The following is a 13,527-nucleotide window of genomic DNA, read 5'->3' on the forward strand; positions in this document are numbered from 1 at the left end:
ATCGGCTTGTATCCGGCGGCCGGCTTCAGGCACTCATGGTCGGCGTGGGTACGGCGCAGCGTCCATGGCGCCTTGCCGCGGAACAGGATCTGGTCGATGCCGGTCATGACGGAACCGAGATACAGGCCCTTCGACAGCCACGGCTTGACGTTGCGCGCCACATGCAGTTCTTCCTTCAGCCACGATTGCTCGAACGCCTGCGGATAGCTTGCCAGCTCGTCGTGCCCGCGCGCTTCGCCGAGCGCGCCAAACATCGCGTGCGCTGCCAGCATGCCGCTCTTGATCGCCGCATGGCTGCCCTTGATGCGGCTCATGTTGAGGAAACCGGCATCGCAGCCGATCAGCGCGCCGCCCGGGAACACCAGCTTCGGCAGCGACTGCAGGCCGCCGGCGGTGATCGCGCGGGCGCCGTACGAAATGCGCCGGGCGCCTTCGAAGAAGGTGCGGATCTCGGGGTGCGTCTTGTAGCGCTGGAATTCCTCGAACGGCGACAGGTAGGGATTCTTGTAATTGAGGCCCACCACGTAGCCGACCGCGACCAGGTTATCCTCCAGGTGGTACAGGAAGGAGCCGCCGTAGGTAGCGGAGTCGAGCGGCCAGCCGGTAGTGTGGATCACCAGCCCGGGCTTGTGCCTGGCCGGGTCGATCTCCCATAGTTCCTTGATGCCGATGCCGTACGACTGCGGATCCTTGCCGGCGTTGAGGTCGTACCTGTCCATCAGCTGTTTGCCGAGGTGGCCGCGCGCGCCTTCGGCGAACAGCGTGTATTTCGCGTGCAGTTCCATCCCGGGCTGGAAGTCGGCGCCCGGCTCGCCGTCGCGCCCGACACCCATGCTGCCCGTGGCGACGCCCTTGACCGAGCCGTCGCCGTTGTACAGGATTTCCGCCGCCGGAAAGCCCGGGAAGATGTCGACTCCCATCGTTTCAGCCTGCTGGCCAAGCCAACGCACCACCTTGCCTAGCGAGACGACATAGTTTCCGTGGTTTTCGAAGCAGGCCGGGACCATGAAGCCCGGCGTACGGTAAGCCTTCTTCTCAGTCAGGAACAGGATGCGGTCTTCGCTCACTTCCGTATTGAGCGGCGCGCCCAGTTCCTTCCAGTTCGGGATCAGTTCGGTCAACGCGCGCGGGTCCATCACGGCGCCCGACAGGATATGGGCGCCCAGCTCGCCGCCTTTTTCCAGCACGCAGACCGACACCTCCTTGCCTTGTCCCGCGGCCAGCTGCTTGAGCCGGATCGCCGCCGACAGGCCGGCGGGGCCGCCGCCGACCACGACGACATCGTATTCCATGGTCTCGCGGGAACCGTGCGCTTGCGTGTTGGTCATGATGATCCTTACAGCGCGTCGACCAGCTGTGGAACGATGTCGAACAGGTCGCCGACAATGCCGTAGTCGGCGACGCCAAAGATCGGCGCTTCCGGATCCTTGTTGATCGCCACGATGACCTTCGAGTCCTTCATGCCGGCCAGGTGCTGGATGGCGCCGGAGATGCCGACCGCGATGTACAGGGACGGCGCGACGACCTTGCCGGTCTGCCCGACCTGCCAGTCGTTCGGCACGAACCCCGCATCGACCGCGGCGCGCGAGGCGCCCATGCCTGCACCCAGCCTGTCGGCCAGGGGTTCGAGGATCTTGAAGTTATCGCCCGATCCCATGCCGCGCCCGCCCGAAACGATGACCTTGGCGGCGGACAGCTCGGGACGGCTTGACGCTGCCAGTTCGCGCCCGACGAAGTCGCTGTCGCCGGTGGCCACGACCGCATCGACCGCAACCACTGGCGCTGAAGCGCCACCGCCGGCGGCGTCGAAGCCGGTGGTGCGCACGGTGATGACCTTGACGGCATCACGCGAGCGCACCACGGCGATTACATTGCCGGCATAGACCGGACGTTCGAAGGTATCCGGCGCCACCACCCTGGTGATTTCCGATATCTGCGCCACGTCCAGCAGCGCGGCCACGCGCGGCAGGATGTTCTTGCCGTACGCGGTGGCCGGGGCCAGGATATGCGAATAGCCGGCGGCCAGCGCCACCACCTGGTTCGCCACGTTTTCGGCGAGGCCATGGGCGAACTGTTCGCCGCCGGCGACCAGCACCCGGCTTACGCCGGCGATGCCGCTTGCCGCCGCGGCCACGGCCGCGCAGTCGTGGCCGGCGACCAGCACATGGACTTCGCCGCCGCATGCCAGCGCGGCGCTGACGGTGTTGAGCGTGCTGCCCTTGAGGGCCAGGTTATCGTGTTCGGCGATGACTAGTGCTGCCATGGTAGCTTTCCAATGTTTGTTGAAGATGTGTGGAATGGGATGCGGTTCACGCGATGACCTTCGCTTCGCTCCGGAGCTTGGCGACCAGATCAGCCACGTCCTTGACGATGACGCCGGCCCCACGCACGGCGGGCTCGCGCATGCTTAGCGTCTCCAGGCGCGCGGCGCAATCGACGCCCAGGCTCGCAGGCGTGCAGCTGTCGAGCGGCTTCTTCTTCGCCTTCATGATGTTGGGCAGCGTGACGTAGCGCGGTTCGTTCAGGCGCAGGTCGGTGGTGACGATCGCCGGAAGGCGCAGACACAGCGTTTCCAGCCCGCCGTCGATTTCGCGCGTCACCGTCGCGGTGGCGCCGTCGACCACGATCTTCGACGCGAAGGTCGCCTGCGGCCAGCCCAGCAGCGCCGCCAGCATCTGTCCGGTCTGGTTGCAATCGTCGTCGATCGCCTGCTTGCCAAGGATGATCAGCTGGGGCTGTTCCTGTTCGGCCACCGCCTTGAGCAGCTTCGCCACGGCCAGCGGTTCGAGCGCGTCGCCGGTCTCGACCAGGATGGCGCGGTCGGCGCCCAGGGCCAGCGCCGTGCGCAGCGTTTCCTGGCATTGGCTGGCGCCGCACGAAACGGCGACCACTTCGGCCGCCTGGCCGCCTTCGCGCAGCCGGATCGCCGCTTCCACCGCGATTTCATCGAAGGGGTTCATCGACATCTTGACCCCGGTGAGCTCGACGCCGCTGCCGTCGGATCTGACGCGCACCTTGACGTTGTGGTCGACCACCCGTTTAACTGGTACTAACACTTTCATGGACTACTCCTCTGTGTAACTTGATGCCGTGATCGCGATGCTGTCCAAGCGCATCCTTCCGGCCATCTCCGGTATAGTCGGAATGGCTCGCCCCGTATAGCGAGATTCAGGCCAATGGCTGTCAAAAACATCGTCCGAAAGGAGTAACTCCGGGGCGTAGTCCGCCCGGACGATGGCAGCCCGGCGCCCGCTGGCAAAATGGGCAAACAGCCATGGACGATGAAGGAAGAAAATGGGACTCAAAGGACAAGCCGCCGTGGTAGGCGCCGCGCAGTACAAGCCGGAAAAATACTCAACCGCACCGCGCATGTTCCACCTCGAGCAGGTGGCCGACCTGGCGCGGCAGGCACTGGACGACGCCGGCATGGAGCTGCGCGATATCGACGGCCTGGTGGTCCAGGGCCCGCAGTTCCATGAGGCCAGCATGTTCGTGCCTGCCATGGTGGGCGAATACCTGGGCGTGCCGCTCGACTTCGCCGAAGTGATCGACCTCGGCGGCGCCAGTTCGGTCGGCATGGTGTGGCGGGCGGCGGCGGCGATCGAGCTCGGCCTGTGCAACACCGTGCTGTGCGTCATTCCATCGCGTTTGGCCCCGGTCGGCAAACAGGACGACCACTCCCTGCAGGTCATGAAGGCATCGCGCTTCGGCGGGCACAGCACCCATTTCGGCGCGCCCGAAGCGGAGCTCGACCTGCCTTACGGCCACATGGCACAAAACACCGGCTACGCAATGATCGCGCAACGCTATGCCGCGCTGCACGGCTACGACGCCGCCGCGCTGGCGCGGATCGCGGTGGACCAGCGCTTCAACGCCTGCGCCAACCCGCTGGCGATGTTTTATGGCCAGCCGATCGGCATCGACGACGTGCTCAATTCGCGCATGGTGGCCGAGCCGCTGCGCATGCTCGAAATCGTCATGCCGGTGGCCGGCGGCGCAGCCGTCATCGTCACCCGCGCCGACATTGCGCGCAATTGCAGGCACCGCGCCGTCGAGGTCATCGGCTGCGGCGAGCATGTGCAATCGAAATCGCCGACCTATGCGCGCGACATGCTGTCCACGCCAATCGGCCCGGCATCGCGCAAGGCGTTTGCGATGGCCGGCATGAAGCCTGCCGACATGCACATGGCCCAGGTCTACGACTGCTACACCATCACTGTCATGCTGACGCTGGAAGACGCCGGCTTCTGCGAAAAAGGCCAGGGCATGCGCTTCCTGCGCGAGAACGACTTCACTTACAAAGGCAACTTCCCGATGAATACCCATGGCGGACAATTGAGCTTCGGCCAGACCGGCACTTCCGGCGGCATGACCCAGGTGATCGAGGCGCTGCACCAGCTTCAGGGCCGCGCTGGCGCACGCCAGCTCGCGCGCCACGACCTGGCTTATGTGTCGGGCACCGGCGGCGTGATGAGTGAACAGGGCGCACTGATCCTGCGCGGAGCGTGAACATGGACTGGAACAAGCCCCTGCCCCAGCCGACCACGATCTCGCAGCCGTTCTGGGACGGCCTGAAAGCGCACCAGGTACGCCTGCAGCAATGCGCCGACTGCAATCACTGGATCTTTTTCCCGCGCGCCCACTGCCCGCGCTGCGCCTCGGCCAGCCTGGCGTGGCACGAGGTGTCCGGCGCGGCCACCCTGTACACCTATACCGTGGCGCGCATACCGACCTTGCCGGAATTTGCCGACGAGATGCCGCAAATCCTGGCCGTCGTCGAATTCGACCAGGGCCCGCACATGAACACCACCCTGGTCGGCATCGACGAAGCCGCGCTGAAGGTCGGCATGCGGCTGCGCCCCGTGTTCGACGATCGCCCGGGCAGCGTGACCCTGCTGCGCTACACCTCGCTCGACTCGGATCAAGCCGGCGTGATCGAAGCCACAACGGCCGCGCCGGCGATCGCGGAGCCGGCGCCGTCAGCGCCGCGCCGACAGGTCGCGTGCAAGGACCTCGACGCGATGCGCACGCTGGTGAGCCAGGATTTTTCCGGCTGGTCGAACGAGTTCGTCGTGACGCAGGCCCTGATCGATCAGTTCGCAGAGCTGACCGGCGACGATTACTGGATCCACACCGATCCTGAAAAAGCGCGCGCGCAAAGCCCATTCGGCACCACCATCGCCCACGGCGCACTGGTGCAGGTGCTGGTCAGCAGGCTCACGCTGCCGCTCGACTTCGAAGTCACCGGCTTCAACAACATGGTCAACTATGGCTCCGACCGCTTGCGCTTCGCCTCGCCGGTTCCCTCCGGCAGCCGGATCCACGCGCGCTACCGCATCAAGGCGGTCGAGCAGGTCAAGAGCGGCGTGCAAATGACCATGGAGATCAACATCCATGTGGTGGGCGACCCGCGGCCGGCCGTCGTCAACGACCTCGTCGTGCTCTACATGTAGTCGCGGCATGGCCAATTCACTTTCCGGACGGGCGCTGCTCGCCATCATTCTCGCCGCCAGCATCGCCTCCACCATCGGCGGACTGCCCTTCAATTCGCTGCCGGTGGTATTGGGCAGCATGGCCGACACCTTCGGGCTGCCGCCGGACACCATCGGCATGATGGGCTCGGTCTGCTTCACGGGCTACCTGGCGGGAACGCTCGGCGCGCCGTTCTGGATCAACCGGATCGACTGGCGTACGCTGACCATCGTCAGCGCCGGCGCCACCGCCAGCGCGTTCGCCCTGAGCGCCACGGTGGTGCGCGTCGACATACTCTACCTGCTGTGGGCCTTGATCGGCTTCTTCGCCTCGACCATGACCTGCCTGGGCATGCGCATCCTGTCCGACCAGCCCGACAAGGTACGCGCGCTGGGCGTGCGGCTGGGCGTCGAACTGTCGATCACCGCGGCGGTGCTGTTCGCCCTGCCGCCCCTGCTCATCGCCAGCTGGCGCTATACCGGCGCGGCGCTTGGCCTGGCCGGTGTCGTCCTGCTGCTGGCGGTCTCCGCCCTGTGGCTGCCGCGCGGGCCGCGCGGCGTTCCGGCCAGCAACGCCGCGCCCGGGGCCGCCCTGCCGATGGCATCCTGGGCCAGCCTGGCCGTGTTCTTCCTGTTCTTGGTCGGCAACGTAGGCTTGTGGGCCTTCCTGGAACGCATCGGCGCCGCCAGCCAGGTCGCGCCGGCCGGCATGGGCATGGTGTTTGCCGTACTCAAGCTGCTCGGTGGTGTCGCCGGATTCGCCGTCGCGTTCGCGGGCGAACGCCTCGGACGGCGCCTGCCCTTCCTGCTGGTGCTGGCCGGCAGCACCGCCGGCCTGGCCCTGCTCGCCAGCGGCGGCGGCCTGGTCACGTTCGCGCTGGGCGCCTGGACCTGGGAATTCTTCTTCACCTGCGGCTGCGTGTTCCAGACCGCCGCGATTGCCCATACCGACCGCAGCGGCCGTGCGATCGTGCTGGTGCCGGCGGCGTTTGCGCTTGGCTCGATGGTCGGACCGGGCCTGGCGGGCTACCTGCTCGCCGACGCTGGCATCGCCGCCGTGCTGGGCCTGGCGTTTGCGTCCTCGCTGGCGCCGGTGCTGGCGACCGCCTGGCGCCGTTCCAGCCGCGCGATCGCCGCGTAACAAGCTAGGCGGCTGGACGCAGGATGTCGCGGCGTCCCGTTTCGTGGCTGATCACCATGCGCCGGTGGGCAATGCGCCAGCCGGCTGGTGTCAGTGTCCAGCGGTCCTGGTATTCGGCCAGCGATTCATAGGTCAGGTCCCGCATGCTGCCAGCGCCACGATGCGCCGCACGGACGTATACGCGGCTGTCGATTGCAGCGCCATTGACATCGACCACCAGATTGCCGAGCAGGTGCTGCGAAGGTCCGCAGCCGTCCAGATGCCCGCGGATCATGGCAACGATCGGTTCGCGTCCTTGCAGGCGGTACCCGCTGCCAAATTCAGCGCTGGCCTCCTCGATAAAAACCTCATCCATTGCAGGCCAGTCGCGTTGGTCGCAAGCGCGCGTATAGCGGCAAAGGACCAGGTGGAGCTCGCGCTCAAGCAGCAAAATCTTGGTATCCATCTATACTCCCTCGGTTAGTCCAAAAGCTTGAACATAACATCGCGGGACGCCACCCGTATCGTCCGTTTGGGGGCTGCTGGGCCGCCGGCCACGGACCACAATGAGTTTCACATCTAAAATTACAGGAGAACACATGACCAAAATTGCCATTACAGGATCGGGTTCCGGCATTGGCGCCGCCACCGCGGAGGCCTTGCGTGCGGCCGGCCATCAAGTCATCGGCATCGACATACGCAACGCGGACCTGAATGCCGACCTGTCGACCGCAGACGGGCGTGCGCAGGCGGTGGCCGGCGTCCTGGCGCGGTGCGATGGCGTGCTCGATGGCCTGGTGCTGTGCGCTGGCCTCGGCGTACAGGTGGAGCCGCCCGCGCGTATTGTGTCGGTCAACTATTTCGGCGCGGTCGAATTGCTGGACGGCCTGTTGCCAGCGCTTTCAAAAGGAAGCAAACCGGCCGCGGTCGTGGTGTCGTCGGTGGCGTCCGCGCATCTGAGCTGGGAAGACAACAGGCTCGCCGCGGTGCTGGAAGCTGGCGATGAGGCAGCGGTCGCCGGCGTGTTGGAAAGCGCGGGCGAGAAGCGCGGGAATTTCGCCTATGCCGGCTCGAAAAATGCGGTCACGGTGGCAGTGCGCAAGCGCGCAGTCGATTGGGGACGCGCGGGAGTACGCTTGAATACCGTGGCGCCGGGTGTAACGGAAACGCCACTGCTGCAGGCCAGCCTGGATGATCCGCGTTATTCGAAGGCGGTGCGCGATTTTGTCGCGCCGCTCGGGCGCAGCGCCAAGCCGCAGGAGATCGCGGCGGTGATCCTCTTCCTGCTGAGCACACAGGCCGGCTTTGTCCATGGCGCGCAGTTCTTTGTCGACGGCGGGATCGATGCCATGATGCGGCCAACGCGGTTCTGATTCCGCGGTATTCCGGACCTTCCGGAATCGTGCCTGGCCCACCAATAAAACGGGGGCTGCGGTTTCCCGCAGCCCCCGCAGCACATCAACCCCGGCTTACCACTTGTAGTTCAGCGACAGTCCGAAGGTACGCGGTTCCTGCCAGCCAGCGATACGGTAATAGCCGCCGACGTCGATATGCGCCACCGGCTTGCGCACGTCCGTCAGGTTGCGCACCCACAGCGATGCATTGACCGTCCCGGCATCGCCGAACATCGGGATATTGGCCAGCAGCAGGCGCGCGTTGACCAGGCCCAGCGCCGGGATGGTGGATTCCTCGACGGAATTGCCGATCGCGACATTGGTACCGATCGCCGACTTCTGCGCCGCGTAGTTGACGTAGTTGGACGTGTAGGTATAGTCGACGATCCCACGCAGCGTTCCAAACCTGGTCTCGGCCAGGCGCCCATCGAGGTTCAGGTTGAGCGAGTGCCTTGGCGCATAGCTGTTGCGGGTATTCTCCGCGATATTGACCAGAGCGCCCAGCTGGTTGTACGCCATGTATTCCTTGAACTTCGCATCGAGGAAGCCATAGCTGGCCTGGACGCGCCAGCCGTCGGCGACCTGCAGCTTTCCTTCCAGTTCCAGGCCCTGAGTGCGCACCTTGCCGGCATTGGTGATGGTCGGCGAGGTGCCGTTCGGCGGCAGCTGCGAGGTTTGCCAGTCTTTCACGTTGGTCAGGAAGACCGTGGCATTCAGTTGGGCTTTCCCGCCTAGCAAAGTCGACTTGACGCCGGCCTCGTAGCTGGTCGAGATCTCCGGGCTGAACGGTACCAATGGTCCGGTCCCGGTGGCGCCGTTGGTGTTCGCCTCCAGCGGGAAGCCTCCGCCCTTGAAGCCCTTGGCGTACCGGCCGAACAGGTTGACATTGTCGGTCAGCTTGTAGGCGAGCGCCAGCACCGGAGTGGTCGACGAGAACGTTGCCTCGGCGCTCTGCGGCGTATAGCCGGGCTGGTAGCTCACGCCCGGGCTGCCGGGGAGATCGAAATTGGCATTGGTATTGGCGCGCCAGATGTCGCCCTTCTTCTCCTCGCGCGTGTAGCGCAGGCCCAGGGTCCCGTTCAGGCGCGGGGTAAGCTTGTAGTCGACCTGGCCAAACACCGCGGCGGCATCGGTGCGGATGCGGTAGTAGGGCAATTTGTATTGCGCGGGCGCGAAGTTGAAGGTATAGAACAAACCATCCTGGTAAGAGAGCGTATTGCCGTCATCGCGGAACAGGTAGGCGCCGGCAACATAATTCATCTTTTCCGTATTGCCGATCCATTGCAGCTCATGCGAGGTCGAGACGTAGTGCGTATTCTTCCCCGCGTTGTACACCTGGATTGGCGTGCCATCGAGGTCGGTGCGGTCCTGGTAGTGCATCTTGCGCCGCGCGCCGATGTATTTGACTGCGTTGCTTGGGCTGATCTCATACGATGCGATCAGCGAGTGCCCGTCCGTGTCCAGCTTGTTGAAATAGGCGTTGCCGAACCTTGCGCTGGTCGGATCGGTGGCCACTGCGTCCGGATAGCCGGTGTTGACGTACTGCGCCAGCAGCCTGCCCAGGCTCTTCGGCCCGGCGGCATTCTGGAAGAAATTGTAATTACCGGCGATGCCAGGCGCCGTGTACAGCTTGGCGTAGCCGGTCGAGTCGATCAGCGAAATCGCACCTGGCGTCTCGTCGATCTTCGAACGGTCATACGCGTAATCGATCTTGAAGTTCTTCGAGATGTCGAAGCCCGCCGCAAAACGGGCGGCCTGGCGATCGCGGCTGTCCCACGCGGCGCCATTCGGGTTATCGATGGTACCGTCACGCTTTTCATTGCGCAGCGCCAGGCTGGTGCGCATGATGCCGAAGGCCGGCAGGTCCATCGCAATGCGCTCCGAGTGGCGGTTGTAATTGCCGACATCGATGGTCGCGCTGCCGCCCCATTCGCCGGTCGGCTTGGTCGTGATCATGTTGATGGCGCCGCCTTCGGTGTTGCGGCCGAACAGGGTCCCCTGCGGGCCGCGCAGCACTTCCACACGCTCGAGGTCGACGACCTCGAACAGCGCACCCTGGTTCTTGCCAACGAATACGCCGTCCACGTACATGCCGACCGAGCCATCGGCCCAGATCGCCGGCTGGCCCTGGTTCATACCGCGGATCGAGATGGCGGCGATCAGTCCGGCGCCGGGAGCGGCGGCTTTCACAGTCACGTTCGGCGCCAGGCCAGTCAGGTCCTTGATGCCTTCAATGCCGCGGGTCTCCAGTTGCGCGCCGCCGATCGCCGTCATGGCAAGCGGAACGTCCTGCAACTTTTCCTTGCGCTTTTGCGCGGTGACGACAACCGTTTCGATCACCTCCTGCGCGATCGCGTTGCCGGCATAGGCAGTCGCGATCATGAGCGGCAAGATCCGCACGGCCAACGTGTATTTTCTGATTGTCATCCTCAAACCTCCAGTAGTTGCAGCATTTTATAGTTGCGTCGCCTTCGTAAACTCGTGTCGCATCATCGAATTCTCCAGCGAGCGATTGGCTCTTGGTACTGGAACAAAATATATATGCCCTGTGAGCCCAAACATCGTCCACTTGGACGTACTGGCGATGTTTCAGGTGGACTATCGATGCGCACCGATCGAGCGCGCCGCACGGGGCCCCGTGCGTGCGGACGCCCCGGCGTGTTCGATATGGGAAGGTGGGCGCCGCGCGGTGCCATCGGCTACACCGCCGGCTGGGCGGGCGTAGCGGCAGCACTGTCGGCCATGCCGCGCAGTGCTGCGGGATAGGCGCGCATCGCACGCCAGAATGCATAGACGGACAGGCTCATCAACGCGACCGTACAGATCAGGGCCGCGCGCAGCGCCTGCCCGTGCAGCCAGGGCGTCAGCCAGGCGCTCAGGGCGCCCGTGAAAATCGGACCGATCCCGCCGCCCACGATCGAACCGGCCAGCATGACCATCGCGCTCGCGGTGGCGCGGCGCTGGTGCGGCACCACCAGGCTGAGGGCGGCGTAGCAAGGCGCCACCCACCACGCGATGAAGAACGCGAACAGCGACACCATCAGCGCCGCGGCGCCGGCCTGGCCGGCCGGCAGCGCGAAATACAGCAGGCCGATCGGCATCGCCAGCGTCACGCCGCACAGCGGCACGCCGATCTGCCAGCGCGCATGGCGGCGCCGCACCAGCCGGTCGGCGAGCGCGCCGGCCACCAGGCTACCGGCGACCGAAGCGATTGCCGCCAGCCCGGACACCCATCCCGCGTGGCGCAAGCTCAGGCCATGGCTGCGCACCAGATAACTGAAATTCCAGGCGCCGAAGGAATAGCCGGCCAGTAAAGTGAAGGCAGCCCCTACCATCAGCCAGCGCGCGACGGGGGCGCGCCAGACCAGCGCCACGGCGCCTGCGCCGGACGCATCCTGGACAATCTGCGGCGCCGCGCCGCGCGGCGGCTCGCGCATGAACAGGCGCAGCATCAGCGCCGGCACGACCGCGCTGGCGCCCACGATAGCCAGGGTCGCGCGCCAGCCCCAGCGCTGCGCCATCCACGAGCCCAGCACCAGCGCCAGCATCGCACCGAGGGCGGAGCCGACGCCAAACACGCTCATCGCGCGCGAGCGCTGGGCCGGCGCATACAGGTCGGCGATCAGGGACATCGAGGCGGGAGCGCCGCCGGCGTCGCTAAGCGCGCTGCCGGAGCGCGAGACCATCAGGGTCCAGAAGCCGGTCGCGCCGGCAGCCAGCGCCGCCACCAAGCCACCCAGGCCGCGCGTGAAGGCGATCAGGCTGCGCCGTTCCACCCGGTCGGCCACCCTTCCCAGCGGCACGCCGAGCAGGCTGAACGAGAGCGCGAAACCGAGCCCGCTGACCAGGCCGATCTGCAAATCGCTCAGGCCGAACTCGGCCTTGACCGGCTCGACCACCACCGCGAGGATTTGCCGGTCCATCGCCGACAGCACGGCCATCGCCGTCAACAGCAACAGGAAGCGGCGCCTTGCGCGCACGCTGCCGGCGGGATGCGGCGCCTCCGCCTGTGGCTGCGCCAAACCCTCTGGCGTGACGGCAGCGCCGTCCGCCTGGATGATCTTGTCGGTCACCGCTCAGCGCGCCGCAGGAACCCCGGCCTGGCTGCGCGCATAGGCGTTCAGTGCCGTCGCAAACGCCACCATCGCCAGCACGTACGCGCCCATCGCGCTCACCAGGGCCCAGCGCAGCGCTTCGGCGCCGAACATCGGCGTCAATGCGTCGCTGAGCATGCCGACGAACAGCGGCCCAAGGCCGCCGCCAAACATGGTCAGGCCGAGGCTGTACAGGGCCAGCACGGTGGTGCGCCGATGCGAGGCAACCAGCGCGGTCAGCGCGGCAAAGCTCGGCGCCGTCCACCAGACCGAGAAGAACGAGAACAGCAGGTTGAACACCATGGCATGGGGCACCTTCAGGGGGCCGACCTGCCAGTCGTTGCCGGCCGGATAGAGCAGGTAAATCACGCCGAGCGGAAGCGCCAGCAGCAAGCCGATGATGGGCACGCCGAGCTGCCAGCGGACATCGCGCTGGATCAGGCGGTCGCACAACCAGCCGCTGAACAGCGAGCCGCAGATCGCCGCGACGCCGCTGGTGAGGCCGATCAGGATGCCGGCGTCCTTGAGCGCGAGGCCATGGCTGCGCACCAGGAAGGCGGTGCTCCAGATCCCGATCGCGTAGCCGGCAAAGCCGAGCAGCAGCCCGGCCACGGTAATGCGCATGAAGGCCGACGAAGCCCACATCGCCTTCACCACCGTGGCCAGCGATTCGCCGGCGCCCGCACTCGCACTGGCAGCTTCGCTGCTGCTGTCCCAGCGCCCGCGCAGCGGTTCGATCCCGCCGGTGCGCAACAGGATGGCCGCCACCACGCCGGGCACCATCATCCACAAGAAGGCGCTGCGCCAGCCGTAGCGCTGGGCCAGCCAGGCGCCCAGCCCGAGGCCGAACAGGGTTCCCAGCGGCGGCCCCAGCATGAACACGCTCATGGCGCGGCTGCGCTGGCGTGGCGGGTAGTGATCGGCAATCATCGACAGCGACGGCGCGGTGCCGCCGGCCTCGCCGATCGCCACGCCGACGCGCGCGGCCGCCAGTTGCCAGTAGCTGCCGGCCAGTCCGCACAGCCCGGTCATCAGGCTCCAGGCGCCGCAGCACAGGGCCACCATGTTGCGCCGGTTGCTGCGGTCGGCCAGGCGCCCCATCGGCACCGCCAGGGTGGAATAGAACAGCGCGAAGGCCAGGCCGGTGAGCAGGCCCATGGCCGTGTCGGACACCTGGAACTCCCGCTTCACCGGCTCGATCAGCACACCCATGATCTGCCGGTCGATCAGGCTCATCGCGTAGACGAAGGTCAGCAGCAGCAAGGTGTAGTGGCGGCGCCAGGCCGGCACCGGCGGTGCGGCGGCCTCGCCCGCGTTCCCTGCGTAACTTGATATGGACATGATGTTATCCCCTGTTTGGATAGGCCAGTGTGACACGGCCCCGGCACGGACACCCCCTTCAAATGGACTAGGCGCCGGGTGCCGTCCAACAACATGATACGCGCCCC

At 66.0% G+C, this 13,527-nt stretch carries 11 protein-coding genes; 4 read left to right on the top strand and 7 right to left on the bottom strand.

The window, feature by feature from the left end:
* From D3872_RS09170 to D3872_RS09180, 3 genes are all read right to left on the bottom strand, one after another.
* Positions 1–1,292, bottom strand: a 1,292-nt coding sequence (locus D3872_RS09170) for an NAD(P)/FAD-dependent oxidoreductase (protein WP_147373844.1), incomplete at its 3' end; no start/stop codon positions are given.
* A gap of 44 nt (positions 1,293–1,336) precedes the next feature.
* Positions 1,337–2,263 carry an electron transfer flavoprotein subunit alpha/FixB family protein gene (locus D3872_RS09175; RefSeq protein ID WP_119810484.1) on the bottom strand — a complete coding sequence of 309 codons (927 nt, stop codon included), beginning with the start codon at positions 2,261–2,263 and terminating at the stop codon, positions 1,337–1,339.
* A 46-nt stretch (positions 2,264–2,309) separates the two neighbouring features.
* The gene (locus D3872_RS09180) at positions 2,310–3,062 is read right to left on the bottom strand and encodes an electron transfer flavoprotein subunit beta/FixA family protein (protein WP_119810485.1); all 753 of its coding nucleotides are present in this window, start codon (positions 3,060–3,062) and stop codon (positions 2,310–2,312) included.
* A 232-nt stretch (positions 3,063–3,294) separates the two neighbouring features.
* Here D3872_RS09180 and D3872_RS09185 point away from each other — a divergent pair, with 232 nt between their 5' ends.
* Genes D3872_RS09185 through D3872_RS09195 form a run of 3 tightly spaced genes read left to right on the top strand, consistent with a single transcriptional unit; the run spans position 3,295 to position 6,612 of the window.
* Positions 3,295–4,509, top strand: a complete 1,215-nt coding sequence (locus tag D3872_RS09185; protein WP_119810486.1) for a thiolase family protein — start codon at positions 3,295–3,297, stop codon at positions 4,507–4,509.
* Positions 4,510–4,511: 2 nt separating this feature from the next.
* Positions 4,512–5,453, top strand: coding sequence for a bifunctional OB-fold nucleic acid binding domain-containing protein/MaoC family dehydratase (locus tag D3872_RS09190; RefSeq protein ID WP_119810487.1), 942 nt, complete (start codon positions 4,512–4,514; stop codon positions 5,451–5,453).
* A gap of 7 nt (positions 5,454–5,460) precedes the next feature.
* Entirely contained in the window at positions 5,461–6,612 is a 1,152-nt protein-coding gene (locus D3872_RS09195) for an MFS transporter (RefSeq protein ID WP_119810488.1), read from the top strand.
* Positions 6,613–6,616: 4 nt separating this feature from the next.
* On the opposite strand, the gene D3872_RS09200 is transcribed toward D3872_RS09195, so the two are convergent.
* Positions 6,617–7,057, bottom strand: coding sequence for a nuclear transport factor 2 family protein (locus D3872_RS09200; protein ID WP_119810489.1), 441 nt, complete (start codon positions 7,055–7,057; stop codon positions 6,617–6,619).
* Positions 7,058–7,190: 133 nt separating this feature from the next.
* Between D3872_RS09200 and D3872_RS09205 the strand changes: the two genes are divergently transcribed.
* Positions 7,191–7,964 carry an SDR family oxidoreductase gene (locus tag D3872_RS09205; protein ID WP_119810490.1) on the top strand — a complete coding sequence of 258 codons (774 nt, stop codon included), beginning with the start codon at positions 7,191–7,193 and terminating at the stop codon, positions 7,962–7,964.
* Positions 7,965–8,060: 96 nt separating this feature from the next.
* Here the strand turns inward: D3872_RS09205 and D3872_RS09210 are convergent, their stop codons facing one another.
* The 3 genes from D3872_RS09210 to D3872_RS09220 form a co-directional block, all read right to left on the bottom strand.
* The gene (locus D3872_RS09210; RefSeq protein ID WP_182915745.1) at positions 8,061–10,367 is read right to left on the bottom strand and encodes a TonB-dependent receptor; all 2,307 of its coding nucleotides are present in this window, start codon (positions 10,365–10,367) and stop codon (positions 8,061–8,063) included.
* A gap of 317 nt (positions 10,368–10,684) precedes the next feature.
* Positions 10,685–12,058: an MFS transporter gene (locus tag D3872_RS09215; protein ID WP_229459237.1), complete on the bottom strand. Its 1,374-nt coding sequence runs from the start codon at positions 12,056–12,058 to the stop codon at positions 10,685–10,687.
* A gap of 3 nt (positions 12,059–12,061) precedes the next feature.
* Positions 12,062–13,420: a spinster family MFS transporter gene (locus D3872_RS09220; protein WP_119810492.1), complete on the bottom strand. Its 1,359-nt coding sequence runs from the start codon at positions 13,418–13,420 to the stop codon at positions 12,062–12,064.
* Positions 13,421–13,527 lie beyond the last annotated feature (107 nt).

Origin of the sequence: Massilia cavernae (genome assembly GCF_003590855.1) — a bacterium.
Classification (GTDB): Bacteria; Pseudomonadota; Gammaproteobacteria; order Burkholderiales; family Burkholderiaceae_D; genus Telluria_A; species Telluria_A cavernae.

What these genes read in the sequence shown, in the direction of transcription:
- D3872_RS09175 (WP_119810484.1), bottom strand. Translation starts at nt 2,263, where the DNA reads ATGGCAGCACTAGTCATCGCCGAACACGATAACCTGGCCCTCAAGGGC.
- D3872_RS09180 (WP_119810485.1), bottom strand. Translation starts at nt 3,062, where the DNA reads ATGAAAGTGTTAGTACCAGTTAAACGGGTGGTCGACCACAACGTCAAG.
- D3872_RS09185 (WP_119810486.1), top strand. Translation starts at nt 3,295, where the DNA reads ATGGGACTCAAAGGACAAGCCGCCGTGGTAGGCGCCGCGCAGTACAAG.
- D3872_RS09190 (WP_119810487.1), top strand. Translation starts at nt 4,512, where the DNA reads ATGGACTGGAACAAGCCCCTGCCCCAGCCGACCACGATCTCGCAGCCG.
- D3872_RS09195 (WP_119810488.1), top strand. Translation starts at nt 5,461, where the DNA reads ATGGCCAATTCACTTTCCGGACGGGCGCTGCTCGCCATCATTCTCGCC.
- D3872_RS09200 (WP_119810489.1), bottom strand. Translation starts at nt 7,057, where the DNA reads ATGGATACCAAGATTTTGCTGCTTGAGCGCGAGCTCCACCTGGTCCTT.
- D3872_RS09205 (WP_119810490.1), top strand. Translation starts at nt 7,191, where the DNA reads ATGACCAAAATTGCCATTACAGGATCGGGTTCCGGCATTGGCGCCGCC.
- D3872_RS09210 (WP_182915745.1), bottom strand. Translation starts at nt 10,367, where the DNA reads ATGATCGCGACTGCCTATGCCGGCAACGCGATCGCGCAGGAGGTGATC.
- D3872_RS09220 (WP_119810492.1), bottom strand. Translation starts at nt 13,420, where the DNA reads ATGTCCATATCAAGTTACGCAGGGAACGCGGGCGAGGCCGCCGCACCG.